Annotated in this window: 25 protein-coding genes; 14 read left to right on the forward strand and 11 right to left on the reverse strand. The window is 67.0% G+C overall.

The window, feature by feature from the left end; genetic code table 11:
- Positions 1-71: 71 nt before the first annotated feature.
- The 5 genes from RN901_RS01130 to RN901_RS01150 all read right to left on the reverse strand — a co-directional run bounded on the left by RN901_RS01130 (position 72) and on the right by RN901_RS01150 (position 4,085).
- Positions 72-1,058, reverse strand: coding sequence for a calcium/sodium antiporter (locus RN901_RS01130; protein WP_310754942.1), 987 nt, complete (start codon positions 1,056-1,058; stop codon positions 72-74).
- Positions 1,059-1,147: 89 nt separating this feature from the next.
- Positions 1,148-1,600, reverse strand: a complete 453-nt coding sequence (locus tag RN901_RS01135; protein ID WP_310754944.1) for a polymer-forming cytoskeletal protein — start codon at positions 1,598-1,600, stop codon at positions 1,148-1,150.
- Positions 1,601-1,612: 12 nt separating this feature from the next.
- Positions 1,613-2,425 (reverse strand): M23 family metallopeptidase, encoded by an 813-nt coding sequence (locus RN901_RS01140; RefSeq protein WP_310754946.1) that lies wholly within the window; start codon positions 2,423-2,425, stop codon positions 1,613-1,615.
- Positions 2,422-3,318, reverse strand: coding sequence for a ParB/RepB/Spo0J family partition protein (locus tag RN901_RS01145; protein ID WP_310754947.1), 897 nt, complete (start codon positions 3,316-3,318; stop codon positions 2,422-2,424). Before RN901_RS01145 ends, RN901_RS01140 begins: the two co-directional genes overlap by 4 nt.
- Before the next feature lie 2 nt (positions 3,319-3,320).
- Positions 3,321-4,085 carry a ParA family protein gene (locus RN901_RS01150; RefSeq protein ID WP_310754949.1) on the reverse strand — a complete coding sequence of 255 codons (765 nt, stop codon included), beginning with the start codon at positions 4,083-4,085 and terminating at the stop codon, positions 3,321-3,323.
- Between the two features lie 394 nt (positions 4,086-4,479).
- Between RN901_RS01150 and pyrF the strand changes: the two genes are divergently transcribed.
- The 3 genes from pyrF (at position 4,480) to RN901_RS01165 (ending at position 7,073) form a co-directional block, all read left to right on the forward strand.
- Entirely contained in the window at positions 4,480-5,190 is a 711-nt protein-coding gene (pyrF, locus tag RN901_RS01155; protein ID WP_310789848.1) for an orotidine-5'-phosphate decarboxylase, read from the forward strand.
- 228 nt (positions 5,191-5,418) lie between these two features.
- Complete coding sequence (locus tag RN901_RS01160) at positions 5,419-6,216, forward strand: DNA-formamidopyrimidine glycosylase family protein (RefSeq protein WP_310754954.1); 798 nt, start codon at positions 5,419-5,421, stop codon at positions 6,214-6,216.
- A complete protein-coding gene (locus tag RN901_RS01165; RefSeq protein ID WP_310754955.1) occupies positions 6,213-7,073 on the forward strand; it encodes a DUF1207 domain-containing protein in 861 nt (286 codons plus the stop codon). Before RN901_RS01160 ends, RN901_RS01165 begins: the two co-directional genes overlap by 4 nt.
- Before the next feature lie 39 nt (positions 7,074-7,112).
- Here the strand turns inward: RN901_RS01165 and yidC are convergent, their stop codons facing one another.
- The 4 genes from yidC to rpmH are packed head-to-tail and all read right to left on the reverse strand — an operon-like array spanning position 7,113 to position 9,586.
- Positions 7,113-8,834: a membrane protein insertase YidC gene (gene yidC, locus RN901_RS01170; protein WP_310754957.1), complete on the reverse strand. Its 1,722-nt coding sequence runs from the start codon at positions 8,832-8,834 to the stop codon at positions 7,113-7,115.
- The gene (gene yidD / locus RN901_RS01175) at positions 8,834-9,055 is read right to left on the reverse strand and encodes a membrane protein insertion efficiency factor YidD (RefSeq protein ID WP_310754959.1); all 222 of its coding nucleotides are present in this window, start codon (positions 9,053-9,055) and stop codon (positions 8,834-8,836) included. Before yidD ends, yidC begins: the two co-directional genes overlap by 1 nt.
- Entirely contained in the window at positions 9,043-9,447 is a 405-nt protein-coding gene (locus RN901_RS01180; RefSeq protein WP_310754961.1) for a ribonuclease P protein component, read from the reverse strand. The genes yidD and RN901_RS01180 overlap by 13 nt, the downstream gene beginning before the upstream one ends.
- Entirely contained in the window at positions 9,413-9,586 is a 174-nt protein-coding gene (gene rpmH / locus RN901_RS01185) for a 50S ribosomal protein L34 (RefSeq protein WP_310754963.1), read from the reverse strand. Before rpmH ends, RN901_RS01180 begins: the two co-directional genes overlap by 35 nt.
- Before the next feature lie 238 nt (positions 9,587-9,824).
- Here rpmH and dnaA point away from each other — a divergent pair, with 238 nt between their 5' ends.
- The 5 genes from dnaA (at position 9,825) to RN901_RS01210 (ending at position 14,913) form a co-directional block, all read left to right on the forward strand.
- Positions 9,825-11,207: a chromosomal replication initiator protein DnaA gene (gene dnaA, locus RN901_RS01190; protein ID WP_310754965.1), complete on the forward strand. Its 1,383-nt coding sequence runs from the start codon at positions 9,825-9,827 to the stop codon at positions 11,205-11,207.
- A gap of 283 nt (positions 11,208-11,490) precedes the next feature.
- Positions 11,491-12,618 (forward strand): DNA polymerase III subunit beta, encoded by a 1,128-nt coding sequence (dnaN, locus tag RN901_RS01195; protein WP_310754967.1) that lies wholly within the window; start codon positions 11,491-11,493, stop codon positions 12,616-12,618.
- An 11-nt stretch (positions 12,619-12,629) separates the two neighbouring features.
- Positions 12,630-13,382 (forward strand): YIP1 family protein, encoded by a 753-nt coding sequence (locus RN901_RS01200; protein WP_310754970.1) that lies wholly within the window; start codon positions 12,630-12,632, stop codon positions 13,380-13,382.
- Entirely contained in the window at positions 13,379-14,110 is a 732-nt protein-coding gene (locus tag RN901_RS01205) for an NUDIX domain-containing protein (protein WP_310754972.1), read from the forward strand. The genes RN901_RS01200 and RN901_RS01205 overlap by 4 nt, the downstream gene beginning before the upstream one ends.
- Positions 14,110-14,913, forward strand: coding sequence for an MBL fold metallo-hydrolase (locus tag RN901_RS01210; RefSeq protein WP_310754973.1), 804 nt, complete (start codon positions 14,110-14,112; stop codon positions 14,911-14,913). Before RN901_RS01205 ends, RN901_RS01210 begins: the two co-directional genes overlap by 1 nt.
- On the opposite strand, the gene RN901_RS01215 is transcribed toward RN901_RS01210, so the two are convergent.
- Together RN901_RS01215 and dapF are read right to left on the reverse strand one after the other, a co-directional pair.
- Positions 14,862-15,953 (reverse strand): A/G-specific adenine glycosylase, encoded by a 1,092-nt coding sequence (locus RN901_RS01215; protein WP_310754975.1) that lies wholly within the window; start codon positions 15,951-15,953, stop codon positions 14,862-14,864. The two genes, RN901_RS01210 and RN901_RS01215, sit on opposite strands and share 52 nt — an antisense overlap.
- The gene (dapF, locus tag RN901_RS01220) at positions 15,925-16,728 is read right to left on the reverse strand and encodes a diaminopimelate epimerase (RefSeq protein WP_310754977.1); all 804 of its coding nucleotides are present in this window, start codon (positions 16,726-16,728) and stop codon (positions 15,925-15,927) included. The genes RN901_RS01215 and dapF overlap by 29 nt, the downstream gene beginning before the upstream one ends.
- A gap of 374 nt (positions 16,729-17,102) precedes the next feature.
- On the opposite strand from dapF, the gene RN901_RS01225 reads away from it, so the two are divergent.
- The 6 genes from RN901_RS01225 to RN901_RS01250 all read left to right on the forward strand — a co-directional run bounded on the left by RN901_RS01225 (position 17,103) and on the right by RN901_RS01250 (position 23,581).
- A complete protein-coding gene (locus RN901_RS01225; protein WP_310754979.1) occupies positions 17,103-17,780 on the forward strand; it encodes a DUF1707 domain-containing protein in 678 nt (225 codons plus the stop codon).
- A 94-nt stretch (positions 17,781-17,874) separates the two neighbouring features.
- Positions 17,875-18,276, forward strand: a complete 402-nt coding sequence (gene gcvH / locus RN901_RS01230) for a glycine cleavage system protein GcvH (protein ID WP_310754982.1) — start codon at positions 17,875-17,877, stop codon at positions 18,274-18,276.
- 28 nt (positions 18,277-18,304) lie between these two features.
- On the forward strand, positions 18,305-21,196 hold the full coding sequence (gene gcvP / locus RN901_RS01235; protein ID WP_310754984.1) for an aminomethyl-transferring glycine dehydrogenase: 2,892 nt from the start codon (positions 18,305-18,307) through the stop codon (positions 21,194-21,196).
- 24 nt (positions 21,197-21,220) lie between these two features.
- Complete coding sequence (locus tag RN901_RS01240; RefSeq protein WP_310754985.1) at positions 21,221-21,913, forward strand: metal-dependent hydrolase; 693 nt, start codon at positions 21,221-21,223, stop codon at positions 21,911-21,913.
- 80 nt (positions 21,914-21,993) lie between these two features.
- Positions 21,994-22,803: a hypothetical protein gene (locus tag RN901_RS01245; RefSeq protein WP_310754987.1), complete on the forward strand. Its 810-nt coding sequence runs from the start codon at positions 21,994-21,996 to the stop codon at positions 22,801-22,803.
- A gap of 100 nt (positions 22,804-22,903) precedes the next feature.
- Positions 22,904-23,581, forward strand: coding sequence for a MotA/TolQ/ExbB proton channel family protein (locus RN901_RS01250; protein WP_310754989.1), 678 nt, complete (start codon positions 22,904-22,906; stop codon positions 23,579-23,581).
- The last annotated feature ends 59 nt before the right edge of the window (positions 23,582-23,640 follow it).

Below are 23,640 nucleotides of genomic sequence, written 5' to 3' on the forward strand. Positions count from 1 at the left end.
CGTTGAACCCTAACGCTTTACCGTATCGCTTGGCAACGGGACAACCGGGGCGGGATGGAGAGACGGTCAGATCAGTTGAACAACCAGACCAGCACGATGTAGGCGAGATAGAGCAGCAGGAGTAGCCCGCCCTCCGACCTCTGCACCGTGCCCCGGTGCAGGGCGAGGGGGATGAGGATGACGGAAAAGGCCAGGGCCGGGAGCACATAGCCGACGACGATGGTCGGATGGAGAACGAGCGGGCGGACGAGCGCGGCTGTCCCGAGCACAAGGCCGAGATTGAACACGTTCGAGCCGATCACGTTGCCGATCGCGATGTCTCCCATCCGCCGGAAGGCGGCCACCAGCGTGGAAGCCAATTCCGGAAGTGACGTGCCCACCGCGATCATGGTGGCGGCGATCACCGCTTCCGGGACGGCCAGCGACCTTGCGATCCCCTCCGCGCCCTCCAGCAGCCAGTTCGCCCCGTACGTGAGGCAGGGCAGGCCGAGGCCGATCCGTACGAGCGACCACCAGATTCCCGGCGCCGCAACACCGGTCTCCTCGGGATCGGTCCCGTCACCCGGCCGATGCGCGTCCGGCTCGGGAGCGCGATCCGCCTTCCCGAACACGCCCACTCGTTCCCACTTGAGGAGGAAGAACAGGTAGAGCGCCCAGCCGGATACGAGGACGAGTCCGTCCAGACGCCCGACGGCGTCGTTGAGCGACAGCACCATCACCAGAGAGAGCACAATGATGACGAGGGGCGTCTCGCGTACGATGACCCGGCGGTGGACCTCGATCGGCCGAATCAGGGCGCCGACGCCTACGATCAAGCCGACGTTTGCGGCCGTGGAGCCCATGATGTTGCCGACGGCTACGTCCGGTTGGCCTTCCAGGGACGCAAGTGCGCTTACGACCAACTCCGGGGCCGAGGTGCCGAAAGCGACGACCGTCAGGCCGACGACGAGCGGGCTGACGCCGAATCTCTGCGCCAGGCCGGCGGCGCCACGAACGAGCCAGTCCGCGCCGAGCGTCAGGGGCACAAGCGCGAAGGCGAAGAGGAGCGTGTCCCTCATCCGCGATTACGGAATTCCGTCAAGCGGATCGTCCGCCCCGGCACGGCGCGACCCCTGCGGGCGGGAGAGCGGCGGGCGAAAACCTCGCTTCAGCTGCGCCTGGCCGCGTGCTGAGGCTTCTGCGGCTGGATCGATGGGGACGCACCCTTGTGCGGGGCGGCGGCCGGCTTTTCGTCCGCGGTCTTTGCCGTCATATGGAGACGACCCTCAATCTGGCCGCCCTCGTCGAGTTTCACTCGCCGGCTGCGAATATCACCCTCGATTTTGCAGGTTTCCTGCAATTCCACACGACTGGCTCCCGCCACGGTCCCCACCACGGTGCCGGCCACCACGACGTCCTGCGTCTCGATATCCCCGGTGATATGTCCGTCCTTGCCGACGACAACGGACTTTGTTGCCTTGATCGAGCCCTTGATCTTCCCTTCGACTCGGACCGTACCATCGCACTTCACATCCCCGAAGATCGTCATTCCGGGCGCGACGACCGAGACGACGTCGCTCAGCTCACGGGTGTGCCCGCCATGTCGAGAATCTCTAGCCATTTGCTCCAATCCTTACTCCGGTTGCCTCTCCGCCGGGGCCCCGGTGTTGTTCCGACCGCTCTGGTCCGCCACCAGCGAGAGTGGGTCCAATAGTGCGCCGTTCCGGGCGAGCTCCAGGTGCAGATGGGGGGCCGAGGATCTTCCCGTGTTCCCCGTGAGGGCGATGACCTCGAGTCGCTCCACCGCGTCGCCGGCCGCGGCGAACAGCCAGGCGTTGTGGCCATACAATGACGTTAGCCCGTCGGCGTGCGCAATCCGCAGGAACTTTCCGTAGATCGGGTCTTCCCCCGCCTCCTCGACTCGTCCCGCCTGGATCGCCCGGACGTACGACCCCGTCGGTACCGCAATGTCCAACCCTGTATGCCCTTCGCGTGAATCGGCGGGCCGTGAGCCGTAGTGACGGGTGACGAAGCCACGCTGCGTGAGAGGCCAGGCAAGGGTCGCCGTCTCCGCCGAGGTTCGTGACCTGGCCTCCACGCCTCCTCTGGGGACGACGTTCACCGGCGGGGATTCGGTGGGCCGCCCGGCGGTTACCGCATCCTGCAGGAGACCGAACTCATCCTCGATTTCGTTCAGACGACCGGCCAACTGGTTCATCCTTTCCCGCTCGCTCTCGAGCGTCGCGACTTCCGTTTCCAGTTCGAGTATGCGATTGGACTCGACCCGCGAAGCCGTCAGGAAGCCCGCCAGAAACCCGAGGCCGACCAGGCCGACGACCGTACCCGCCACCGAGAGAAGCAGCCGCGGCCGGCCGAGCGGCAGGGAACGTACGCGCCGGCCATCCCGTCGGACCAACTGCAGTGTCCAGTGCCGGAGAACGGTCATTCGCGAAGCTCCGCAGCGAGTTCGTCCCCACCCATCAGGGCCACGAGCCGCAGAAAATCATCCGTATCGTGGAAACGCACGACGACCTCGCCGGCGCCATCCGAGCGCGTCCGGATCCGCACCTGGGTTCCGAACCCTCGCTCAAGCCCGAGTTCGGCCCGCTTAACAAAGGGATCACTCGACTCCGTCGCCTTTTCCTGCCTGGTCTTCCGCCGCCTTTGCTGCGCCGGGCGGCCTCGGCGGACGCGACGTTCCATCTCCCGCACGGACCACCCCTGCTCCACCGCCTCCAGGGCGACGCGGGCTTGCTCTTCAGCTGTGGACAACGTCAGGAGGGCGCGGCCGTGGCCCGCGGACAGCTTTCCGTTCGCGAGCAAGCCCAGCACCGCCTCCGGCAGGGCGAGCAGTCGAAGCGCGTTTGCCACGGTGGACCTGTCCCGCCCCACATGCCGCCCGACTTCTTCCTGCGTCAGACCGAAGTCCTCCATCAGTCGACGATACCCTCGAGCTTCTTCAAGTGCTGACAGGTCATGGCGTTGGAGATTTTCGACGAGAGCCACGATCAGCATCTGTTCGTCGTCCAGCTTCCGAACCAGGGCTGGAACCGATGTCCATCCGAGACTCTGAATCGCCCGAAATCGTCGCTCGCCGACGACGATCTCGAATGCCTCCCCTACGGGTCTGACGACGACAGGTTGCAGCAAGCCGTTCTCGCGGATGGAGTCCGCGAGTTCCGCGAGGCGGTCCGGATCGAAGTCGCCACGAGGCTGAAACGGATTCGCCTGGATGGCCTCGATCGGAATCTCCGCTTCCGCCGAGACGCGTTCCGTCCCGAGGTTTTCGCTCAGCAGGGCCGCAAGCCCCTTCCCGAGACGACGGTCGTTCCGGGGCAAACCTACGAACCCCTGTGCCGATCGATCAGTTCCCGAGCCAGACTCAGGTATCCGCGGGCCCCGCTCGACAGGACATCGTACAGAGCGATCGGCTCTCCGAAGCTCGGGGCCTCGGCGAGCCGAATGTTTCTCGGGATCATGGTGTCGAAGACCTTGCCTCCGAAGTACTCACGCGCCTCGGCGGCCACCTGTTTGGCGAGGTTGAGGCGGGAATCGTACATCGTCAACAGCACCCCCTCGATCTCGAGCTCCGGGTTGAGGCTGCGTTGCACCAGCCGCACGGTGTTCAGGAGCTGGCTGAGGCCCTCCAGCGCATAAAACTCACACTGAATCGGGATGAGCACAGCGTCCGCGGCGGCCAGTGCGTTGAGCGTGAGGAGCCCGAGGGATGGCGGCGAGTCGATCAGGATGTACTCGAAGTCACCCCGCAGCGCCTCGATCTTCCGGCCGAGGATTCGCTGGCGATCCGATCGATCGATCAGTTCGACCTCGGCACCGGTCAGGTCCCGGCTCGCGGACACCACGGACAGGCATGGGAAGTGGACTTCCGGCCGCACCGCCGCCTGAAGCGGCTGTCCGTTTACGAGGCAGTCGTACACGCTGGGGACGTCTCCATCCTTGCGCAGCCCGAACCCGGATGTCGCGTTGCCCTGCGGGTCGCAATCGATGACGAGCGTGTTGCGCTCCGCGATTGCCAGCGACGCGCCGAGGTTGATCGCCGTGGTGGTCTTGCCGACCCCGCCCTTCTGATTTGCAATCGCGATCACCCGGCCCAAATCGATCCGCCCCTCGCTGATCGCCGCACCTGGCGATGTGAACCGACACGCACTTAAGCGTATACCTCGTAACGAATTAGTGTCATGACGACCGAGCGCGACAAGTGGGGCGTCGCGCAACAGCCGTTATCTCCTGTGAGATGGTCCAATATACGGCGCTCTCGTGACCCGGGCGACCATGTTTCACGTGAAACATGCGATGGAGGTCGTAGCGAGCCGATTCGGTCCCGCCAAGGAAGCCAGGGAATGAGATGTTTCACGTGAAACGCTGGCTCCACATCGTCGCCGGCCCCCTTGCAGGCAGGTACACCGCCAAAGAGCTTCGTCCTCCACTCGCCGCGGTTCAACTCCGATCCACCTGCTTCGGGAGGCCGATATCTCCACAATGATCCCCGCGACCGACCGGTTGATCCTCGCGCTGGATGTTCCAACTGCTTCAGAGGCGCGGGAGATCGTCGACTCGCTGGCCGATACTGTTTCCTTCTACAAGATCGGCTTGGAGCTCTTCCTTTCCGGAGGGTACTTCGAGCTGGCCGACTGGCTTCGCTCCAAAGACAAGAAGGTGTTCGCCGACCTGAAACTCTTCGACGTGCCGCAGACCGTCCGCTCCGCCGTCCGACAACTCCGGACCCGTGACGTGGATTTCGTCACGGTACACGGCAACGATGCGATCCTCCGTGCAGCGTGCGATGCCGCAGAGGGCGATCTCGGAATCCTGGCGGTGACCGTTCTCACCAGTCTCGACCGCGCGGACATGGAAGACCTCGGCTTTGAAGCCGACATTGGGGCCGTCGTGCTATCGCGAGCCCGTCGGGCCGAGAGTATCGGGTGTGCCGGCGTCATCAGTTCCGGGCACGAGGCCGCTCGAGTTCGTTCCGCGGTGTCTGACCGGTTTCGCATCGTCGTCCCCGGCATCCGCGCGGCGACCGAAGCCGGGACGGATGACCAGAAACGGACCGTGGATGTGGAGACCGCGTTCGAGGCCGGGGCCGACTACATCGTCATGGGACGACCCATCCGAAACGCTCCGGATCCCGCACGCGCGGCCGCGGCCGTTCAGGATAAAATATCCGCCTGGTTTCATCCGGCCGGCTAGCGGCTCGGTGACACCACCCCGGGGCTCGGATGCCATAAATCGTTATGGCACATTGTGTTACGGCCAATCCCGACGCTCCGGCCTCAATGACCTCGCTGCAGCTTGACACAGCGTTGAGACCCAGTGGCAATACTCTTTTCTTCACCTCCCGTGAAGCACAGGGCACATTTCCTTCGTACGGGTGTACGTCCACCTGCACCCAGTCTTGCCCACCGGAGCCGTGATGGAATGATAGAACTTCCCGATGTTGAGCGAATGATCGAGCGCATTGCCGGTTACACGACCGGCAAAACGATCTCCATAATCCGGATCGACGACCCGGATGTCGCGTCGATTGAGCGCGACATCGTCGAGAATCACCTTGAGAACCACGCCGTAGATTCCGTTGAACGCCACGGTCGCTACGTGGTACTCCGTTTCCGTTCCGACTACAGCCTCATGTTCGACATGGGGGATGACGGTCTCCTGCGCCTCGAATCCCAGACCGCCCCGCCGACCGACCGGACGAGGATCCGGTTCCAGTTTGCGGCCGGCAGAGAACTCCGCTTCTCGTCGTCCGGCTCCCAGGGCACGGTCCAGGCCGTGGCGGGAAGCGAATTCAACGAGAAGGGGTCGCTCCAGAGCCTGGGGGTGGACCCGCTGAGCGACGACCTGACTCTTGCGCGCTTCGAGGCGCTGGCGGAGAGGAATGCTCGCTCCACCATCAAGGGCTTTCTCCTGAACCAGAAAGCGATTGCCGGGATCGGCAACGACTATGCGGATGAAATCTGCTTCCAGGCCGGGGTACGCCCCGACCGTCGAGTCGGCCAACTGGAGCCCGAGCAGCTCGACCGGCTTCACCGCTACTTGAAGCGGGTTCTGAGGCGGGCCACGCTTCACTGGAGCGCCGCCCACTCCGATCCGGGGTGGCTGATCAACTCACGCTCGACGGGCGGCTCCTGTCCGCGTTGCCGACATGAATTGACGTCTCTCCGCGTGACCGGCCGGAAGACCGTGCTCTGCCCGAGGTGTCAGCGAGCCGCTTGAAGCTCCAGCGCGTCCACACGACGGCTGACGTGCGCGCTCTAGGAGTCTGCCTGCTCCTCCTGGCGGCACCGTTCGCCGCGGTTCCCCCCCTCGTCGCGCAGGCGAGTGGCGCCACGGCGAGCGGAATCCGGGACCCGAACGGCCATCCCTTCCGCACGCCCGTCGGCTCCCCGCTCGAGCCCGTACATCGTCTGGCGCTGCTGAGGGCGACGCGGGACTCCCTCCGCGACGGCATTGCCCTCGCCGACATCGGCGACCGCCTGGGGTTCTGGATCCGGCGCGACCCGGACGGGGAGGTGGAATACGCAGGAGCGATTCACGGAGGGGCGTTTTCCCGCTTCGACCTCGGAGGTCCGGATCAGGCCCTCATCGAAGTGCATTACCGGATCGGCGTTCTTCTCCGAGGGCGTTTCGGGGCGGTTGCGGCTCGGGCCGAACTCTATCACCTGAGTTCGCATCTCGGGGACGAATTCCTCGTGGACACCGGCACCCGTCCCATCAGCACGAGCCGCGAGGGGCTCGAACTCATGCTTCAGGGATCTCCGGCATCGGGCCTCACCCTCTACGGAGGCCCGGGATTGCTGCTGCGCGCCACCCCGGACTTCGAACCCCTTTCGCTACGCGCGGGCGCCGCCTGGGACTCGGAGCCGGGCGCGCCCGTGCGTTTCCATGCTTCGGTCGACTACTTCGGCTGGGCGGAATTGGAATGGAAGCCTGCCATTGCGGCGGAACTCGGGGCCGGGCTGGCTCGAGGAACGCGCGTCGGATTGCTCCTGGGCTTCGGGCCTTCCCGCGCGGAGCAGTTCTTCCGGCAGTCCGAGCGCCTGATCGGGTTGTCGGTCTCCCATGTGCGGTAACGAGGCGACGCCGATTCCCCTTTGCGCCCCGCGCCGACGCTACTCCTTCTTCCGGGAGGCTGGCGGCTGTGCCTTCCTTCGTTCGCGGGAGAGGTACATCTGCTGCGGCAGCGACATGATGTTGGACGCTGTGTAGTACAGGTTCAGCCCGGCCGCAAAGTTCGCAAAGAAGAAGGTGAAGACGACCGGTAGCGCGTAGGACATCATCTTCATCTGGGCGTTCGTCTGCATGCCCCGCTGCGTGATCCAGTTCAGCAGGAGCATCGATCCGCCCATCAACACAGGTACGACGAAGAGCGGATCCCTCAGAGAGAGATCCGGCAGCCACAGGAAGGGCACCCCTCGGAACTCGATCGTGTTCTGGAACACGAAGAACAGCGTGATCAGGATCGGGAGGGGCAGGAACATGGGCAGACAGCCGCCCAGGGGGTTGACCCCGTGTTCCCGAAACAGCTTCATCTGCTCCTGCTGCAGGCGCTGCGCGTCGCCCTTGTAGCGCTCCTGCAGCTTCTTGATCTCCGGTTGCAGCGCCATCTGCTTCATCTGCGCGCGTCCCGAGATGTGGAACAGCGGCGACAGGATGATCCGCGACGCGACGCCGAACAGGATCAGGACCCAGCCGTACGCCAGGGAGAACGACTCGTGCATCCAGATCAGGATCGCGACGATCAGGTTCCCGAACGGCCGGGTGAACCACCGGAGCCACCGCCAGCCGACGGGGTTCACGTTGTGGAGTTCCTGTCCCATGGCCTGCAGCCGCGCGAAGTCCTGCGGCCCGACGTACGCCGCGTACTCGAAACCGGAACTGCCGGCGGGCACGGGCAGCGCGGCCTGCATTTCCGCCGCGTCCTCCTCGGGCACGCCGCGCAGCATCACGCCTCCGATGCCCGGGCCTTCCGGCGGTACCACGACGGCGGCGAGCCAGTACTTCGATTTCGATGCGGCCCAACTGAAGGGAGCGCCGGTGGCCGGCCTCGTCTCGTCGACGTCGACGCGGTCCAGCCGCTCGGCCGCGATCTGTCCGGAGCGGCTCCGGGTGACGAGCGACATCGCCGCCCTGTCCTCCCTGGGCACGGCCTCGTTTCGCTCGATGCCGCGGCCGAGACCCACCAGAACGACGTGCCCCACGTCCCCCAGCCCGCGCAGCCCGCCGCTCACGTCGATCCGGTAATCGTCCGGGTGGAAGCGATACGAAACATCAAACGTGACCTCGCCGATCGCGGCCTCGAAGGTCAGTTCCGCGGGCCCGCTCCCCACCTCTAGCGCGGACGTCGACGCAGTGAAGGCGATCGAGCCGAGGGAAACGGTGTCGCCACGAAGCGTCAGCGCGTACGACAGGATCGAATCGTCGGGCCGCACCAATTCGACGTGCTGTCCGCCATGTCCGCCCTCGGCGAAGTTCTCGTGCGCGAGCATCGTCGCGCCCACCAGTCGCGCGCCCCGCGTGTCGAACCGGTACTCGTACAGTTCCGACCGGACCGTGACGATGGAGCTTTCCCGGGCTGCGGACGCGGTTTCCTCCGGCACCTCCTCAAGCGCTGGCGTCTCCTCCGCATCGGCCAGAACCTCCGCCACCTCCTGCGCCGCCCGTTCCTCGGCGGAAAGACGGTTCAGCTCGTCGGCGACGGTCGTGGTTTCCGGCGTCTCCGCGCTGTCGGGCGACACCGGCTCCAGCGGCCTCTCGGTCGGCGGGAAGAACACGTTCGAGAGGATCATCACGCCGACCATCAGCGCTATGGCCAGAAGCAGACGGCGTTCCATCAGCGCTCCCGGGCGGGAACCGGATCGTAGCCGCACGACCCCAGGGGGTGACAGCGAAGGAGGCGCCGAACGCACAGCCAGGTCCCCCGGCTGGCGCCGAACCGCCGCACCGCGGTCAGGGCGTATTCCGAGCAGCTCGGCTCGTACCTGCAGGCGGGCGGAAGCCAGGGAGAGACCACCAGCTGGTAGCCGCGAATCGCTCCGATGATCACCCTGCGCATACGGTCTCCAGCGAATCCATCAACGTCACCCGAAGCCTCTGGTACGAGGCGTCGTAGGCGGCCGGTTTCGCTCGCACGACCAGATCCAGCTCGAGCCGGCGGGCTTCAAGGGCGGGCAATACATGGATGCGAGCGATCTCGGTCAGGCGCCGGCGTACGAGGTTGCGCGCGACCGCGCCGCGCCCGTGGCGAGGCGTCACAACCCCGACTCTGGAGCGACCGGAGGGCGAAGGAGCGAAGAACACGTCCACGATGCGGCCCCGGCTGCAGCGGCCCGCACGGATGGTTCGGCGAATCTCCCGTGCTGTGCGCAGACGGGCCGCGCGAGGCCGTCGAAAGCCCTTGGGCGGACGCCCGCTAGCGGCTTCGTCGCTTGCGACGGAACGCGTCACTGACGGTGAGCCGACGTCGACCCTTCCTTCTGCGGCGCGACAGCGTGCGGCGGCCCGCCTTCGTCTTCATGCGCGCCCGGAATCCATGATCCCGCACGCGCTTCCTGTTGGTCGGCTTGCTGTATGTGGGCTTCCCCATCTCACATCACCCGAGGCTTTCCGGTCATCTCGTCAAGTTTTCGAGGCTAGCCCGGAAGTCTAGACGCGGCGCGGGATAGTGTCAATTCGGCCCGCCGACGTCGGACGCGGCGCCCGATTCCGTCCGCCGTTCGCGCGGCACCCCGCGAGGCGTTTCCCTTCGTTGACACTCGCCGGCGGATTCGCCTAAGATCAGACCCCTTATCCCACCGTCTTCTTCTCATGCCGGCGCGTCACGGATGGAGCTGACTGCACACGAGGCCTGGACCAAGATTCGCGCATCGGCGAAGCTCGTGCTCCCGGAGCAGACCTATCGCACCTGGCTCGGATCGACCGAGGCCGTCTCCCTCTCCGACGATACGCTCGTCGTTTCCGCCCCCACCAGGTTTGCGGTCGAATGGGTCGAAGATAAGTACGGCACTCTCCTGCGGGACATCTCCGAGCGCGAACTGGGCGCGAGACTTCGACTCCGCTTCGAGCACAAGGGAGCCGAGGAGCGTCTCGACTTCCCCGAAATCACGGAACCCTACCCCGGCGACCCCGGTCATGCGCTGGCATCGCAGACGCCGAATCGCGGTGGCCTCCCGGCGGCGGCGGCGCTGAACGAACGCTACACGTTTGCACGCTTCGTCATTGGCGGCAGCAACGAACTCGCCGCCGCGGCGTCGGATCGCGTGGCCGCAGCGCCGGCGACGACGTACAACCCGCTCTTCATCTGGGGCGGCACCGGTCTCGGCAAGACACACCTGATGCACGCGATCGGCAACACGATTCTCGACCGGCTCCCGGATTGCCAGGTCGCCTACGTCCCCTCGGAGCAGTTCACGAACGAGATGATCGATGCGATCAGGACCGGGCAGACCGCCCTTTTCCGCGAGCGCTATCGCCGTATCGACGTCCTGCTCGTCGATGACGTCCACTTCATCGCGAACAAGGAAGGGACGCAGGAGGAGTTCTTCCACACGTTCAACGCGCTCTACGACGCCAAGAAGCAGATCGTCATCACGAGCGACCGGCCCCCGCAGGACATCCCCGGGCTCCAGGAGCGCCTCGTTTCTCGTTTCGAGTGGGGTCTCGTCACCGACATCCAGCCGCCCGACCTGGAAACGCGCTCCGCGATCCTGCGCACGAAAGCCGACGAGGATGGGATCGAAATCGACGACGACGTCATCGAGTACGTCGCGCGGAGCCGACGAACTTCCGTCCGGCAACTCGAGGGGGCCCTGATCAAGCTCCTCGCCTTCAGCTCCCTCACGCGACGCGAGATTTCACTCGACATGGCGCGCGATGCGCTGGGGCCCGAGGGCAACGACGCCGATGAGCAGGTGATCGAAGTGTCCGCGGAGGAAGTCCGGGCCCGCATCGCCGCTTCCTGGGGGGTCTCGGTCGAGGCACTCACGTCGAAACGGCGGAACCGGACCGTCACCGTTCCCCGGCAGGTCGCGATGTACCTCATCAAGACCCATCTCGACCTGCCCTATTCCGACATCGGCCACCTCTTCGGCGGCAGGAATCACTCCACCGTCATTCACTCCGTCAACAAGGTCGAGGCGGACATGGCGTCCGATGCCAATCTTCGAGGCCGCGTCGGCCAGTTGCAGCAAGAGCTCTTCCGAACCTGATGTCCCGGCCGTCCACTACCGTGTGCAGAGACGGACGAAGACCTGCCCCTCATGCACACCGGCGGGTGCGTGGTCTCCGCGGCGGTGCGGAGGTTTCACCGGAACTTCGACAACCGTGTCCGTGTGTCGACAGCGGGCGCATGCATCCCAGACCGCGAGAAACATGGGGAACCGCCAATTCTCGACACTTCGACAGGCTCTATTACTACTCTGTTGATACATATATCATACGCAACCGTAGAACCCACGGTGGAAAACCCGAACCGATACTGCCGGAGTTGAAATGAGATTCTCGATCACCCGAGAGGCACTCCAGAAGGGTCTCGCGGCCAGCGCCGCGGCCGTCCCAACCCGAGCCGCTCTCCCGGTTCTCTCGAACATCCTGATCCACGCGGAGGACGATGCCGTTCGGCTGAGCGGCACGGACATGTCCATCTTCGTCTCGTTGTCCGTGCCGGCGGAGGTTTCCGAGGCCGGTGTCGTCGCGCTGCCCGCGAGACAGCTCCTGGAGATCTCTCGCGTGCTCGATGATGCGCCGGTGAAATTCGCTACGGCCGACGGCAGCGACGACGGAGCCGCCGCCGGAGTGGACATCGAGTGCGGCCGGAGCAAGTTCCGCCTCTACGGGCAGGCCCCCGACGAGTTCCCGGACTTCCCGGAGGTCGACTTCGCCAGCGGTTGGGAGATGTCCGCCGGCGAGCTGCAGACGCTGATCGAGCGGACGAGTTTCGCCGTTTCCACGGAGGACAGCCGACCGATTCTGAACGGGATCCTGTGGCAGTTGCGTGAAGCGGCCACGGTCATGGTCGCAACGAACGGCCATCGCCTCGCGAAGATGTCACGCGAACTCGATGCCGGCGGCTCCCCCGCCGAGGTGGACCTCATCATTCCTCCGAAAGCGCTGAGCCAGGTGCAGAAGCTGTACCCGGCCGACACGGTGCTGCAGATCGCCCGTTCGGAGAACCACCTGGCGTTCCGGTCCGCCGACCGTGAGGTCTTCACGTCGCTGATAGAAGGACCGTATCCGAACTACGAGCAGGTCATTCCGAAGGACAACGACAAGGCGGCGACCGTAAACCGCGCGGCTCTCGAGACGGCGGTGCGGCGCGTTGCGGTGATGGCGGATGACTCGACGAGGCGGGTGCGCCTCTCCTTCAGATCCGGCGACCTCGGATTCAAGGTTCAGACGCCGGATCTCGGGGAGGCGGAGGACGCGCTGTCGCTGGATTACGAGGGCGAGGACATCCAGATCGGATTCAATGCGACCTACCTCCTCGAGGTGCTGCGCCACATGCCGGAGGAGGACGTTCGAATGACGTTCAAGGCGCCGGAACGGGCGGCGACCTTCTCTCCGGCGAGTGGCGAACCCGACTACCTCTGCCTCGTCATGCCGCTGCGCATCCTCGACTGAATCGCGGGCACATGACGACATGCGCGAGGTGCGGGCACGAGAGTGCCGCGTTCGACCGCTGTCCGTTCTGTGGAGAGGCGGCGGCTCCGTCCGAACGGGGACGCGCGGACGACGGGGAGAGCGCAGGGGATGTCAACCTGCCCGCGTGGGAAGATCCGGCGGTCCCCTTCCCGCTGAACCTGGCCGAGACGTGGCGCCGGAGCGTGTTCGAGCCCGGCGCTTTTTTTGCCGGGGGGCCCTTCGAGCGCGCCGCCGTGCGCCCGGTCCTCTACTATCTCCTGGTCAGTGTCCTCGCGGCGGCGCTCTCGCTGACCTGGGGCGCGCTGCTGCCGACGGCGCAACCGGGCCTCGTGGAGATGCTCGCGGAAATCATGAACGTCGGGCTGCCGGACGCCACGGGCTCTGCCGGCCGGCTCGCGGACTTCTTCCTCACCCCGTTCTGGGCGGTGCTGTACCTCATCATTGCGAGTCTGCTCCTCCACGGGTTCGTGTTGCTGCTGATCCCGGGGCGTCGAAGCCTCACCGCCACCGTTCGCACGATCTGCTACGCGTCCGGACCGGGCGTCTTCGCCATCATCCCGTTCATCGGCGGATGGGTGGCCGGGATCTGGGGAGTCGTGCTCACGGTGATCGGTCTGCGAGAGGCGCACCGGACCACGACCGGAAGAGCCTTCGCGGCATGGCTGCTGACGGCCGCCCTCCCGGTCGCCTTCCTGACGCTGGGGATCCTGCTGGTCATCGTCCGTGTGGCGAGCGGAGTTTGACGGACGCTGCGAACCCACGGCCGGCCGCCACGGTCGTCGTCGCCACCCAGGCGCCTGCAGGGCTGGAGTTCCTCCTGCTTCAGCGCCCCGGCGACGCCAGGTTCGGAGCGGGGGCATGGGCTTTCCCCGGTGGGGCGATCGACGAAGACGACGCCCGCGCGACATGGGTGGACCGGCTTCCGGGTGCGGGAGAAGCCGCGGCGTGCGTGGCGGCGCTGCGTGAATTGTTCGAGGAGACGGGGATCATGCCGGCGCCGCTGCGCGGCTGCGGACCGGACGCGTTGGTCGAGGCTCGCCGCGCGTTGCTCTCGGAACGGATCCGCTTCTCGCAGGTGGCGGAGCGTCTCGAACTCGACTTCTCCTCCACACGCATCGCGTACTTCGCGCGCTGGATCACACCGCGCGGTGCGGCGCTGCGGTTCGACACCCGTTTTTTCCTCCTCTCGCTGGAGGAGCGGCCGCGTCGCGTGAGTCTGACGCCGGAACACGAGGCGGCCGTTTGGACCACGCCGGCCTCGGCCCTCCGGCGCTTCTCCGCCGGCCGGCTGCCCATGATGTTCCCGACCGCCAGGACGATCGAGCGCCTCGCCGGCTTCGGGTCGGTCGAGGACGCCATGACGGCACTCAGCGGCGTACACGTGGAACCCGCGCTGGTCAGACTCGGCATCGGTGAGAAGGGGGTGACACCGCTCGCCCCCGGAGACCCCGGATACGACGAAAGCCTGTGATGTCGAGGGCATGCCCGGCCCACGTCGTCCGGCACGGATCGGGCATCACGGCGGTTCGCGCCGACAACCCGGGCCCCCTCACTCTGACCGGGACGCAGACGTACGTGATCGGGACCGGGCCGCTGATCGTGCTGGACCCCGGACCGCAGGATGAACCACACCTCCGCCGTGTCGACGATGTGATCGCCGGAAGACCCGTGGCGGCGGTCTGTCTGACGCACGCGCACGCCGATCACTCGGCGGCCGCGGCGGCGGCGGCCGCGCGCTGGGGAGAACTCCGCGCCTCCGCCGCCACGCTCGGCCTCGTGCGGATGGCGGGCCGCGCGCTGGCGGATGGCGAGGCGATGGAGCCGGGAGGAGGCCTCCGTCTGCGGGCGATCGCGACGCCCGGTCATTCCGCGGACCACCTCTGTTACGTGCTCGAACCCGCGCGCGCCCTCTTCACGGGAGATCTCGTGCTCGGAGAAGGAAGCACCATGATCGCCCATCCGGACGGGTCCGTGGACGCCTATCTTGCGAGTCTCGCGCGCCTCGCGGCCCTCCGCCCCGAGCGTCTGCTCCCCGGACACGGTCCGCCCATCGAGGACGCGCTCGCGCGCCTCGAAGAATGCCGCGCCCACCGGCTACAGCGCGTGGCGGCCGTCCGGCGGGCGCTGGAAGCCGGCGCCCGAACCCCGGCACAGATCCGGGCCGCCGTCTACGGGGATCTTCCCGCCTCCCACCATGCGGCGGCCGACCTTACGGTCCGCGCCTACCTCGCCTTTCTCGGGGAGACATCCTCGTCGATCAGGCGCCGGAGATAGACGGGAAAGGCGAGATCGCCGAATTCTCCGCGGCCGACCCAGCGGTGCTGCCGCTCCGTGACCTCACCGGATCGCCACCGGGCCCAGTGCACGACGAGCCGCAGACGGAAGTGGCTGAACGTATGCCGCAGCACGCGAATCTCCTCACCCACGCGGCAGTCGAGGCGGAGCCCTTCCCGGAGGACTCTCGCGAGCGCCGGCGCGGGCAGGGTTGGCGAGGATAGCGCCACGGAGGGAAAATCCCACAGGCCGCCCAGGAGCCCGTCTGACGGCCGCCGCAGCACGAGCACCCGTCCGCCGCGACGGACCACGGCCGCCGCCTCGACCCGCTCGGGGGATCGAGCGCGCCTCTTTCTCGGGGGCCGCAGCCCGATCGTGCCCCGTCGCAGCGCCAGGCATCGATTCGATAGCGGACACGCTCCGCACCGCGGGCGGCGCGGTGTACAGACCCCACTCCCGAGATCCATCAGCGCCTGGTTCACGTCGCCCGGCCGCTCCGGGGCCTCGCCCAGGAGGGTTCGCGCGGCGCGGTCGAGCGCGGAGGGAGAGGCCGTCTCGAGATCGCCCAGGCGCGACAGCACGCGGCGTGCGTTCCCATCGACGGCGGGTTCCGACAACCCGAACGCCACGCTGGCCACGGCGCCCGCCGTGTACGGGCCCACCCCCGGGAGCTTCCGCAGCTCCGACACCGCATGCGGGATCCGCCCGTCGAACTCCGACACCACGCGCCGCGCGGCCCGGCGCAGGTTGCGGGCCCGCGCGTAGTATCCCAATCCCTCCCAGAGGCTGAGGACCTCGTCCTCCTCCGCTTCGGCGAGGGTCTGAACGTCGGGGAAGCGATCCATGAACCGCCGATGGTAGGGCACGGCGGTCTCCACGCGCGTCTGCTGCGCCATGACCTCGGCCACGAGAATCGCGTAGGGGTCCCGCTCTCCGCGCCAGGCGATGTCGTCCCGCTGCCGCGCGTCGAACCATTCCAGCAGCGGCGCCGCCCCCGCGGATGCGTCCGGGTCAGCGCGTGGCTTCGGGGAAGACGCCATCGAAGATGAACACCGCCGGTCCGGTGAGGCGGATCCGTCCCGCCTCGAGGAACTCCACCGTCAACGGGGCCCCGGACCGGACGAGGAACTCGACGCGGTCCCCCGCCTCGCCCGCGGCCCGGAGCGCGAAAGCCGCCGCCATGCAGCCGCTGCCGCACGCGAGCGTCTCCCCTTCCACGCCCCGTTCGAAGGTACGGATCAACGCCGTCGCTCCGTCGCGGGCGACAAGGTGCACATTCGCCCCTCCCGGACCGACATCCTCCCGCCACCGCAGGGGCCGGCAGAGATCGTCGAAGTCCTCGACGTCCACCGACGGGACGGGGACGACAAGGTGCGCCGTCCCCATCCGCACCAGCCAGGCGTCCCGTTCCCCCCGCTTCCCGGTCCCGACGCGCGCGCGCAACTCGCGTTCCACGCGGGCGTCGAGCGCATATTCCAGGGCCACGCCGTCCTCCCGCACCCGCGCCAGGATCTCACCGTCGTCCGTCACGAGGATGTGATCGGGGGGCACGAGCCCCCTGTCCACTGCGTAGCGCGCCGCGCAACGCGAACCGTTCCCGCAGGTGGAAAACTCGGAGCCATCGCAGTTGAAGAAGCGGAGGCGGACGACTTCTTCGCTCAGGCTTCGCACCGTGATCAGCCCGTCCACGCCGACGCCCGTCGCGCGGGGGCACAGCGCGGCGGCCAGGGTCCCCGCATCCCGGAGCCCCAGTTCTTCACCGCGCACGATCACGAAGTCGTTGCCGGCTCCGGTGTACTTGCTGAATAACGACATTTCCAGAGGGGAGGGGGGCGAAAAGGAAACCGGCCGCGAGCGTGAAGCCCGCGGCCGGCTCTTGTCTCAACCGAAACCTGACTCGACGCGACGCCGGCGAGGCACCGCAGCTTTCAGGTCGGCGCATGTCTCGAGCGCCACCGGTTCAAGACCGGTTACGCAGCCTCGAGGCGATCGCTTGCCCGTGCCGAGTCAGACCCGGTTCTACATCCTGCAGACACTAGATCACCTCCTTTCAAGGGGTTTACGGATAGGGCACGAATGCACCTACTGTGCGCCATGATGCCGCCCGCCGGCCCGCGCTGCAAGTTTTTTCACCTTGCTAGCCCTGCCACCTTGCGTGAGAATCAGGCCGGCCGGACGGCGAGGAGGAGATGACGGACAGCGAAATGGGAGCGTTGTCGCCGGAGGAGCGGCAGGCGACGGTAGACCGTCTCTGTGCGCATTTCGCGCGCGACGCCATGAACACGACGGAACTGGAACGCCGCCTGGACATCGCGTACGCCGCGCGCACCCGGGCGGAACTCGTTGCGCTCGAGCGAGACCTGCCCGCTCTCCGGAGCGAAACCCGCCCCACCGTCCCCGCGCCCGCGCCTACCGCCTCCGTGCCGGTGGACCCGGCCCGACCTGTCCAGGAGAACGACCTCATCGTCTCGATCTGGGGGGCGACCGAACGCAAGGGCAGCTGGGTCCCGCCCCGCCAGCTCACCGCCGTCACCGTGATGGGTGGCACGGATCTCGATTTTCGGCAGGCGACGTTCGCGACGGAGGCGATTTCGATCCGGCTCCTCGCGCTCATGGGAGGCGTGGACATCGTCGTTCCTCCAGGTGTCCGCGTCGAGTGGGGCGGGATCGCGCTGATGGGGGGCGTGACCATGCCGGAACCCGGTACGCCACCAGCACCGGACGCTCCCGTCATCCGCATCAGCGGTCTCGTTTGCATGGGAGGTGTCGACGTCGTCGAGCGACACCCCGGCGAGAGCGCGAGGGACGCGCGGAAGCGAATCAGAAACGACCGCAAGGCCCGGCGCAAACTCGCTTCGGGCGACTAGTGCAGGGGTTGCTTGACGCCCGGCTCGCGGCTCGGGTATAGTCCCCACGCCGCCAGCCCAGAGACGCTCGATCCGAAGCAAAGGCAAGGTACGCATGTCGGACATTCCGGAAGACCTCAGATACACGCCCGAGCACGAGTACGTGCGGAAAGCGGACGTCGACGGTGAGGTCTTGATCGGGATCACGGACTACGCCCAGGGCGAATTGGGCGATGTGGTCTACGTCGAACTCCCCGCGCCCGGCGAAGAGTTCGGACAGATGGAAGCGTTCGGGACCGTCGAGGCCGTGAAGACCGTCTCCGAACTCTTCTGCCCCGCCGCGGGAGCGATCGTGGCGGTGAACGAAGCGCTGGAGGCCGACCCCGGTCTCGTCAACAGCGATCCCTACGGCGAAGGATGGATGATCCGGCTCGAGCTGGAAACGCCCGAGGACTTCAACGACCTCCTCACCGCCGAACAGTACGCCGCCCTCGTCGCCGACGCGGACGAGATCTGACGGCCCGCTCCTGAACATGCGGTTTGAGATGGAGCCGTTCGCCGAGTTCGCCCGGCGCCACATAGGACTGGCGCCCTCGGACGTGGAGTCGATGCTGGAGGTGATCGGCGTGACGAGCCTCGGCGAACTCGTCGAGGAGACCGTTCCCGAACCGATCCGCCTGGGTCGCGACCTCGACCTGCCCGAAGCGATCACGGAGAGAAGGCTCCTCGATCGCGCGGCGGAACTCGCGGGTCTCAACCGTCCGTTCCGCTCCTATCTCGGTCTGGGGTATCACGGGACGCTGACACCCGGCGTCATCCTCCGGAACATCTTGGAGAACCCAGGGTGGTATACACAGTATACACCCTATCAGGCCGAGATCTCGCAGGGGCGCCTCGAGGCCCTGCTCAACTTCCAGACGATGGTCATCGACCTCACGGGGCTTCCGATCGCGAATGCCTCGCTGCTGGACGAGGGAACCGCCGCGGCGGAGGCGATGCTCATGCTCTGGGGCAGCAAGGGGAGCGAAGACCGGAACGTCTTTCTCGTGTCCGAGGCCTGTCACCCCCAGACCGTCGCCGTCGTCCGCGGCCGCGCACGGCCGCTCGGAATCCAGGTCCGGCTCTTCCAGCACGGCGACATCGCCGCCCATGATCCGGACGACGCCTTCGGCGCGCTTCTGCAGTACCCGACGACGGAAGGCGCGGTCGTCGACTATCGGGGTCTCTGCGACGCGCTTCACGAGCACGGCGCCGGGGTCGTCGTCGCGGCCGATCTTCTCGCCCTGGCGCTGCTCGTGCCGCCGGGCGAGTTCGGCGCGGACATCGCCGTCGGCAACTCTCAGCGGTTCGGCGTACCGATGGGTTACGGCGGGCCGCACGCCGCCTACCTCGCGGCCACGGATGCGTTCAAGCGCAAGCTGCCTGGCCGGATCATCGGAGTCTCGGTCGACGCGGACGGGAACCCGGCGCTCCGGATGGCCCTGCAGACCCGCGAGCAGCACATTCGGCGAGAGAAGGCGACCTCGAACATCTGCACCGCACAGGTGCTGCTCGCGATCATGGCCGGGATGTACGCCGTGTATCACGGCCCGGAGGGCATCCGGGCCATCGCGACCCGCGTCCGAAAATTGACGTGGACCCTCGCTCGCGGACTTGAGCGGCTCGGGCACACGATCGTTCACGAGCAGTTCTTCGACACCCTGCAGGTCATACCCTCCGGCTTCACTTCCGCCGACATCCTCGCCAGGGCGCGCGAACGCGGCATCAACCTGCGGGATTTCGAGGACGGGACCGTCGGGGTCGCACTCGATGAGACGGTGCGGGGCGAGGATCTGGACGACCTGTTCGCGGTCTTCGGGGGAGGGGACGGCCCGGAGCTCAGCGCCGGAGACGTCGCGGCGGACATTCCCGAACCCGTCTATCCCGCGGAACTCGCCCGCGCCTCGGGCTACCTCGAGCACCCGGTCTTCAACCGGTACCATTCCGAGACCGAGATGCTGCGGTACATCCATCGGCTCGAAACCCGGGACCTGTCGCTGAACACGAGCATGATCCCGCTCGGATCCTGCACGATGAAGCTCAACGCGACATCGGAGATGATCCCCGTCACCTGGCCGGAATTCGGGTCTCTTCACCCGTTCGCTCCCGTGGACCAGGCCGAGGGATATCGGCGCCTGTTCGACGAACTGGAACGGTGGCTCTGCGAGATGAGCGGCCTCCCCGCCTGCTCGCTGCAACCGAACTCGGGGGCGCAGGGCGAGTACACCGGCCTGCTCGTGATCGCGGCCCGTCACGAGGACCGGGGCGAAGGACACCGGGACGTGTGCCTCATCCCATCGTCGGCGCACGGAACGAACCCCGCGAGCGCGGTGATGGCCGGGATGAAGGTCGTGGTCGTCCGCTGCGACGAGAACGGGAACATCGATGTCGAGGATCTGCGCGCCAAGGCGGAGAAACATGCCGACCGGCTCGCGGCGACGATGATCACGTATCCGTCCACGCACGGCGTGTTCGAGTCGGCGATCCGGGAGGTGACGGACATCGTCCATGAGCACGGCGGACTCGTATACCTGGATGGCGCCAACCTCAACGCGCAGGTCGGCCTCTGCCGGCCGGGCGACTACGGTGCCGACGTCATCCACATCAACCTCCACAAGACGTTCGCCATCCCGCACGGCGGCGGGGGCCCGGGAATGGGTCCGATCTGCGTGACCGACGAACTTGCGCCGTACCTGCCGGGACACCCGCTCGTCGATGTCGGCGGCGAAGCCGCGATCCCGCCGGTTTCCGCGGCGCCGTGGGGGAGCGCTTCGATTTTGCTCATCTCGTGGGCCTACGTCGCGATGCTCGGCCGGGACGGCGTACGAGCCGCGACCGAGGCGGCCGTTCTCAACGCGAACTACATGGCCAGTCTTCTCAGCGAGCACTTCGATGTTCTCTACCGCGGCGAGCGCGGGCGGGTCGCGCACGAGTTCATCCTCGACCTGCGTCCGCTCAGGCGCGGGACGGGCGTCACGGACGAGGACGTTGCGAAGCGACTCATGGACTACGGATTCCACGCGCCCACGATGTCCTTCCCGGTCGCGGGCACGATCATGATCGAGCCCACGGAGAGCGAGTCGAAGCGGGAACTGGACCGGCTCGTCGACGCGCTGATCTCGATTCGCGGTGAAATTCGGAGGATCGCGGAAGGGACGCTGGATGCGAAAGACAATCCGCTGAAGCACGCGCCCCACACCGCGGAGATGGTCACGGCCGATGAATGGGACCACGCCTACACGCGGCGGGAAGCGGCCTGGCCGGCGCCGTCGACCCGGGAGTGGAAGTTCTGGCCCCCCGTGCGCCGCGTGAACAACGCGTACGGAGACCGGAACCTCGTCTGCGCGTGTCCGCCGATCGAGAGCTACGAAGCCGAGCCCGCCGACACGGCGGTATAGGGGCACCGACCAAGGGGAAAGCGGATGGCACGACTCGTCTTTCACGGCCAGAGCTGCTACGAGATCGAGACCGCGGACGGAACGCGGATCCTCATCGACCCGTTTCTGACCGGGAACCCGGTGGCGGACGTCGGACCGGAGCACTTCACCGACCGCCTCGACTATCTCCTCCTCACGCACGGGCACGGCGACCACATCGCGGACACCTGGGACATCCTCGAGGCGACGAACGCGAAACTCATCGCCACGTATGAGATCGTGTCGTACGCCGGGGAAGTGCAGGGCCACGGGAACGCCCACGCCATGCACATCGGCGGTGCCCACGAGTTTCCCTTCGGGCGCGTCAAGCTCACCGTGGCGATCCACGGCGGGAAGATCGACGCGCCGGGCGCGGAGGCCTACACGACGACGCCCGCCGGCATCCTCCTCACCGTGGACGGCACCCGCGTCTACCACGCCGGAGATACCGCGCTCACGCGCGACATGGAGCTTCTGAACGGAGAAGTGGATGTCGCGCTGGTGCCGATCGGCGACAACTTCACGATGGGTCCGGAGGACGCCGCGCGCGCGATAAAGATGATCGAACCCCGCATCGCCGTTCCGAACCACTACGGCACATGGGAGTTGATCGATGTCGATCCGGCCCGCTTCGTGGACGCCGTGGGCGACACCGCCGATGTCGTGATCCTCAAGCCCGGAGAGGCCCTGGAGTTGTGACCGCGCGGCGGGCGCGTTCCCGGCCGGGGGGGGCTCCGTGCCTCGTACTCCCCTACACCGTAGCGGACGGCGCCCGCAACATGGCCTTGGACGAGGCGATGCTCGAGCTCGCCGCGGGCGGCTCGACGCTGCTCCGCTTCTACGGCTGGGAACCCTGGTGTCTGTCGCTGGGGCGGCATCAGACGGCGCCGAACCGGCTGCTCGGGAGTTCCCCCGACGACCTCCGTCCCGGCGTCGACGCCGTTCGGCGACCAACGGGCGGCCGATCCGTCTTCCATGGACCCGAGATCACGTACGCCCTCGCCTGTCCCGCACGGGCGTGGGGCGGGCCCCGGGCCGTCCTGCAAGCGGTGCACCGCGCACTGGCCGAGGGGCTGCGCGCTGTGGGGGTCCCGCTCGACACGGTTCAGAGCGCCGATGCGGAGGCGGGTTTCGCGGCCGCCCGGATCTCGGCCGCGAGCTGCTTTCGCGATCCCGCCCCGGGAGAGCTCACCGCGCGCGGCCGCAAGCTAGTGGGCAGCGCGCAGTGCCGTCGCCGCGGGGGCGTGCTCCAGCACGGGTCCATTCTCCTCGAGGACAAACAGCATCTCGGTGACCTCGCCGGCCGCGACATCGAGCCGCGGGGGAGCGCCCCGGCGGGGGTCTCCGGGAGGGGGCCCGCGATCGGCCTGAACGAGTTGCTTGACCCCGTGCCCGACCCTCGTCTCATTGTCGAGCGCCTCACGGACCACGTGGCCCGCGCGTTTGGCTCGCCCGCCGCGGCCGCGACGAGCGCTTCCGCCGGGATCGCGACTTCCGCGGCTCTGACCCGCCTTGCCACCGGCTATGAGCGCGTCCACCGCTCCGGCGCCTGGCTCTGGCGCCGGGAACGACCCCTGCCCGCCGCTTGACGGTCCCGCAGACCGCTTCTAGCTTGGTTCCGCTCGTGCTCAAGCGCATCCGCGCCGGACGGGTACCAGTCAATCGATCAACCTTACCGGGAGGCCCACCTTGATCGCGTCCACACTCTGGTTGCAGGAGTCACAACTGAGGTTGGGGGAAGGGCAGTCGCTCAACCTCGTGGAGATCTGGGATGCCGGGGGATGGATGATGTGGCCGCTCGGGATCGCGCTGGCCATCGGGGTTCTCATCATCCTCTGGAAGCTCGTCGACCTGCAGTTGAAGGGCGGCAAGAACAAGAAAGTCCTCCAGGAAGCGGACGAACAGATCGCCGGCGGCCACCTCGATGAGGCGCTCGAAGTCTGCACCGAATCCGGCGCTCCGGCGGGGAACGTCCTCAGCGCCGGGCTCTCGCGGTACAACGAGGGGACCGACCGCGCGACGCAGGCCGTGGAGAACGCCGGCGCCATCGAAGTCGCGGGTCTCGAGAAGGGCCTCGTATGGCTGGCGACGCTGTCGAACGTCGCTCCCCTCCTCGGCTTCCTCGGGACCGTGATCGGGATGATCATGGCCTTCCAGGCCATCGAGATCGCGGGCGAAGTCGAAGCCACGCTGGTTGCGGGCGGGATCAAGGTCGCGCTCATCACGACCGCCACCGGTCTCACGATCGCGATTCCGATCAACATCTTCCACAACTACTTCGTGACGAAGATCGATCGCCTCGTCATCGACATGGAAGAGAGTGCCCAGCGTCTCATCGACGCGCTGCACGAGCGCGCGGCCGGCTAGAAAAGGGAGCCCGCCGCCGCGGCGTTTTCCCGGCGCGCGAGAGGGGTTTCGAACAAGCG

The organism is Candidatus Palauibacter soopunensis, from assembly GCF_947581735.1.
Classification (GTDB): Bacteria; Gemmatimonadota; Gemmatimonadetes; order Palauibacterales; family Palauibacteraceae; genus Palauibacter; species Palauibacter soopunensis.

Coding starts and splice junctions, on each gene's coding strand:
- RN901_RS01130 (WP_310754942.1), bottom strand. CDS start 1,058: ATGAGGGACACGCTCCTCTTCGCCTTCGCGCTTGTGCCCCTGACGCTC.
- RN901_RS01135 (WP_310754944.1), bottom strand. CDS start 1,600: ATGGCTAGAGATTCTCGACATGGCGGGCACACCCGTGAGCTGAGCGAC.
- RN901_RS01140 (WP_310754946.1), bottom strand. CDS start 2,425: ATGACCGTTCTCCGGCACTGGACACTGCAGTTGGTCCGACGGGATGGC.
- pyrF (WP_310789848.1), top strand. CDS start 4,480: ATGATCCCCGCGACCGACCGGTTGATCCTCGCGCTGGATGTTCCAACT.
- RN901_RS01160 (WP_310754954.1), top strand. CDS start 5,419: ATGATAGAACTTCCCGATGTTGAGCGAATGATCGAGCGCATTGCCGGT.
- yidC (WP_310754957.1), bottom strand. CDS start 8,834: ATGGAACGCCGTCTGCTTCTGGCCATAGCGCTGATGGTCGGCGTGATG.
- yidD (WP_310754959.1), bottom strand. CDS start 9,055: ATGCGCAGGGTGATCATCGGAGCGATTCGCGGCTACCAGCTGGTGGTC.
- rpmH (WP_310754963.1), bottom strand. CDS start 9,586: ATGGGGAAGCCCACATACAGCAAGCCGACCAACAGGAAGCGCGTGCGG.
- dnaA (WP_310754965.1), top strand. CDS start 9,825: ATGGAGCTGACTGCACACGAGGCCTGGACCAAGATTCGCGCATCGGCG.
- dnaN (WP_310754967.1), top strand. CDS start 11,491: ATGAGATTCTCGATCACCCGAGAGGCACTCCAGAAGGGTCTCGCGGCC.
- RN901_RS01200 (WP_310754970.1), top strand. CDS start 12,630: ATGACGACATGCGCGAGGTGCGGGCACGAGAGTGCCGCGTTCGACCGC.
- RN901_RS01210 (WP_310754973.1), top strand. CDS start 14,110: ATGTCGAGGGCATGCCCGGCCCACGTCGTCCGGCACGGATCGGGCATC.
- RN901_RS01215 (WP_310754975.1), bottom strand. CDS start 15,953: ATGGCGTCTTCCCCGAAGCCACGCGCTGACCCGGACGCATCCGCGGGG.
- dapF (WP_310754977.1), bottom strand. CDS start 16,728: ATGTCGTTATTCAGCAAGTACACCGGAGCCGGCAACGACTTCGTGATC.
- RN901_RS01225 (WP_310754979.1), top strand. CDS start 17,103: ATGACGGACAGCGAAATGGGAGCGTTGTCGCCGGAGGAGCGGCAGGCG.
- gcvH (WP_310754982.1), top strand. CDS start 17,875: ATGTCGGACATTCCGGAAGACCTCAGATACACGCCCGAGCACGAGTAC.
- gcvP (WP_310754984.1), top strand. CDS start 18,305: ATGGAGCCGTTCGCCGAGTTCGCCCGGCGCCACATAGGACTGGCGCCC.
- RN901_RS01240 (WP_310754985.1), top strand. CDS start 21,221: ATGGCACGACTCGTCTTTCACGGCCAGAGCTGCTACGAGATCGAGACC.
- RN901_RS01245 (WP_310754987.1), top strand. CDS start 21,994: ATGGCCTTGGACGAGGCGATGCTCGAGCTCGCCGCGGGCGGCTCGACG.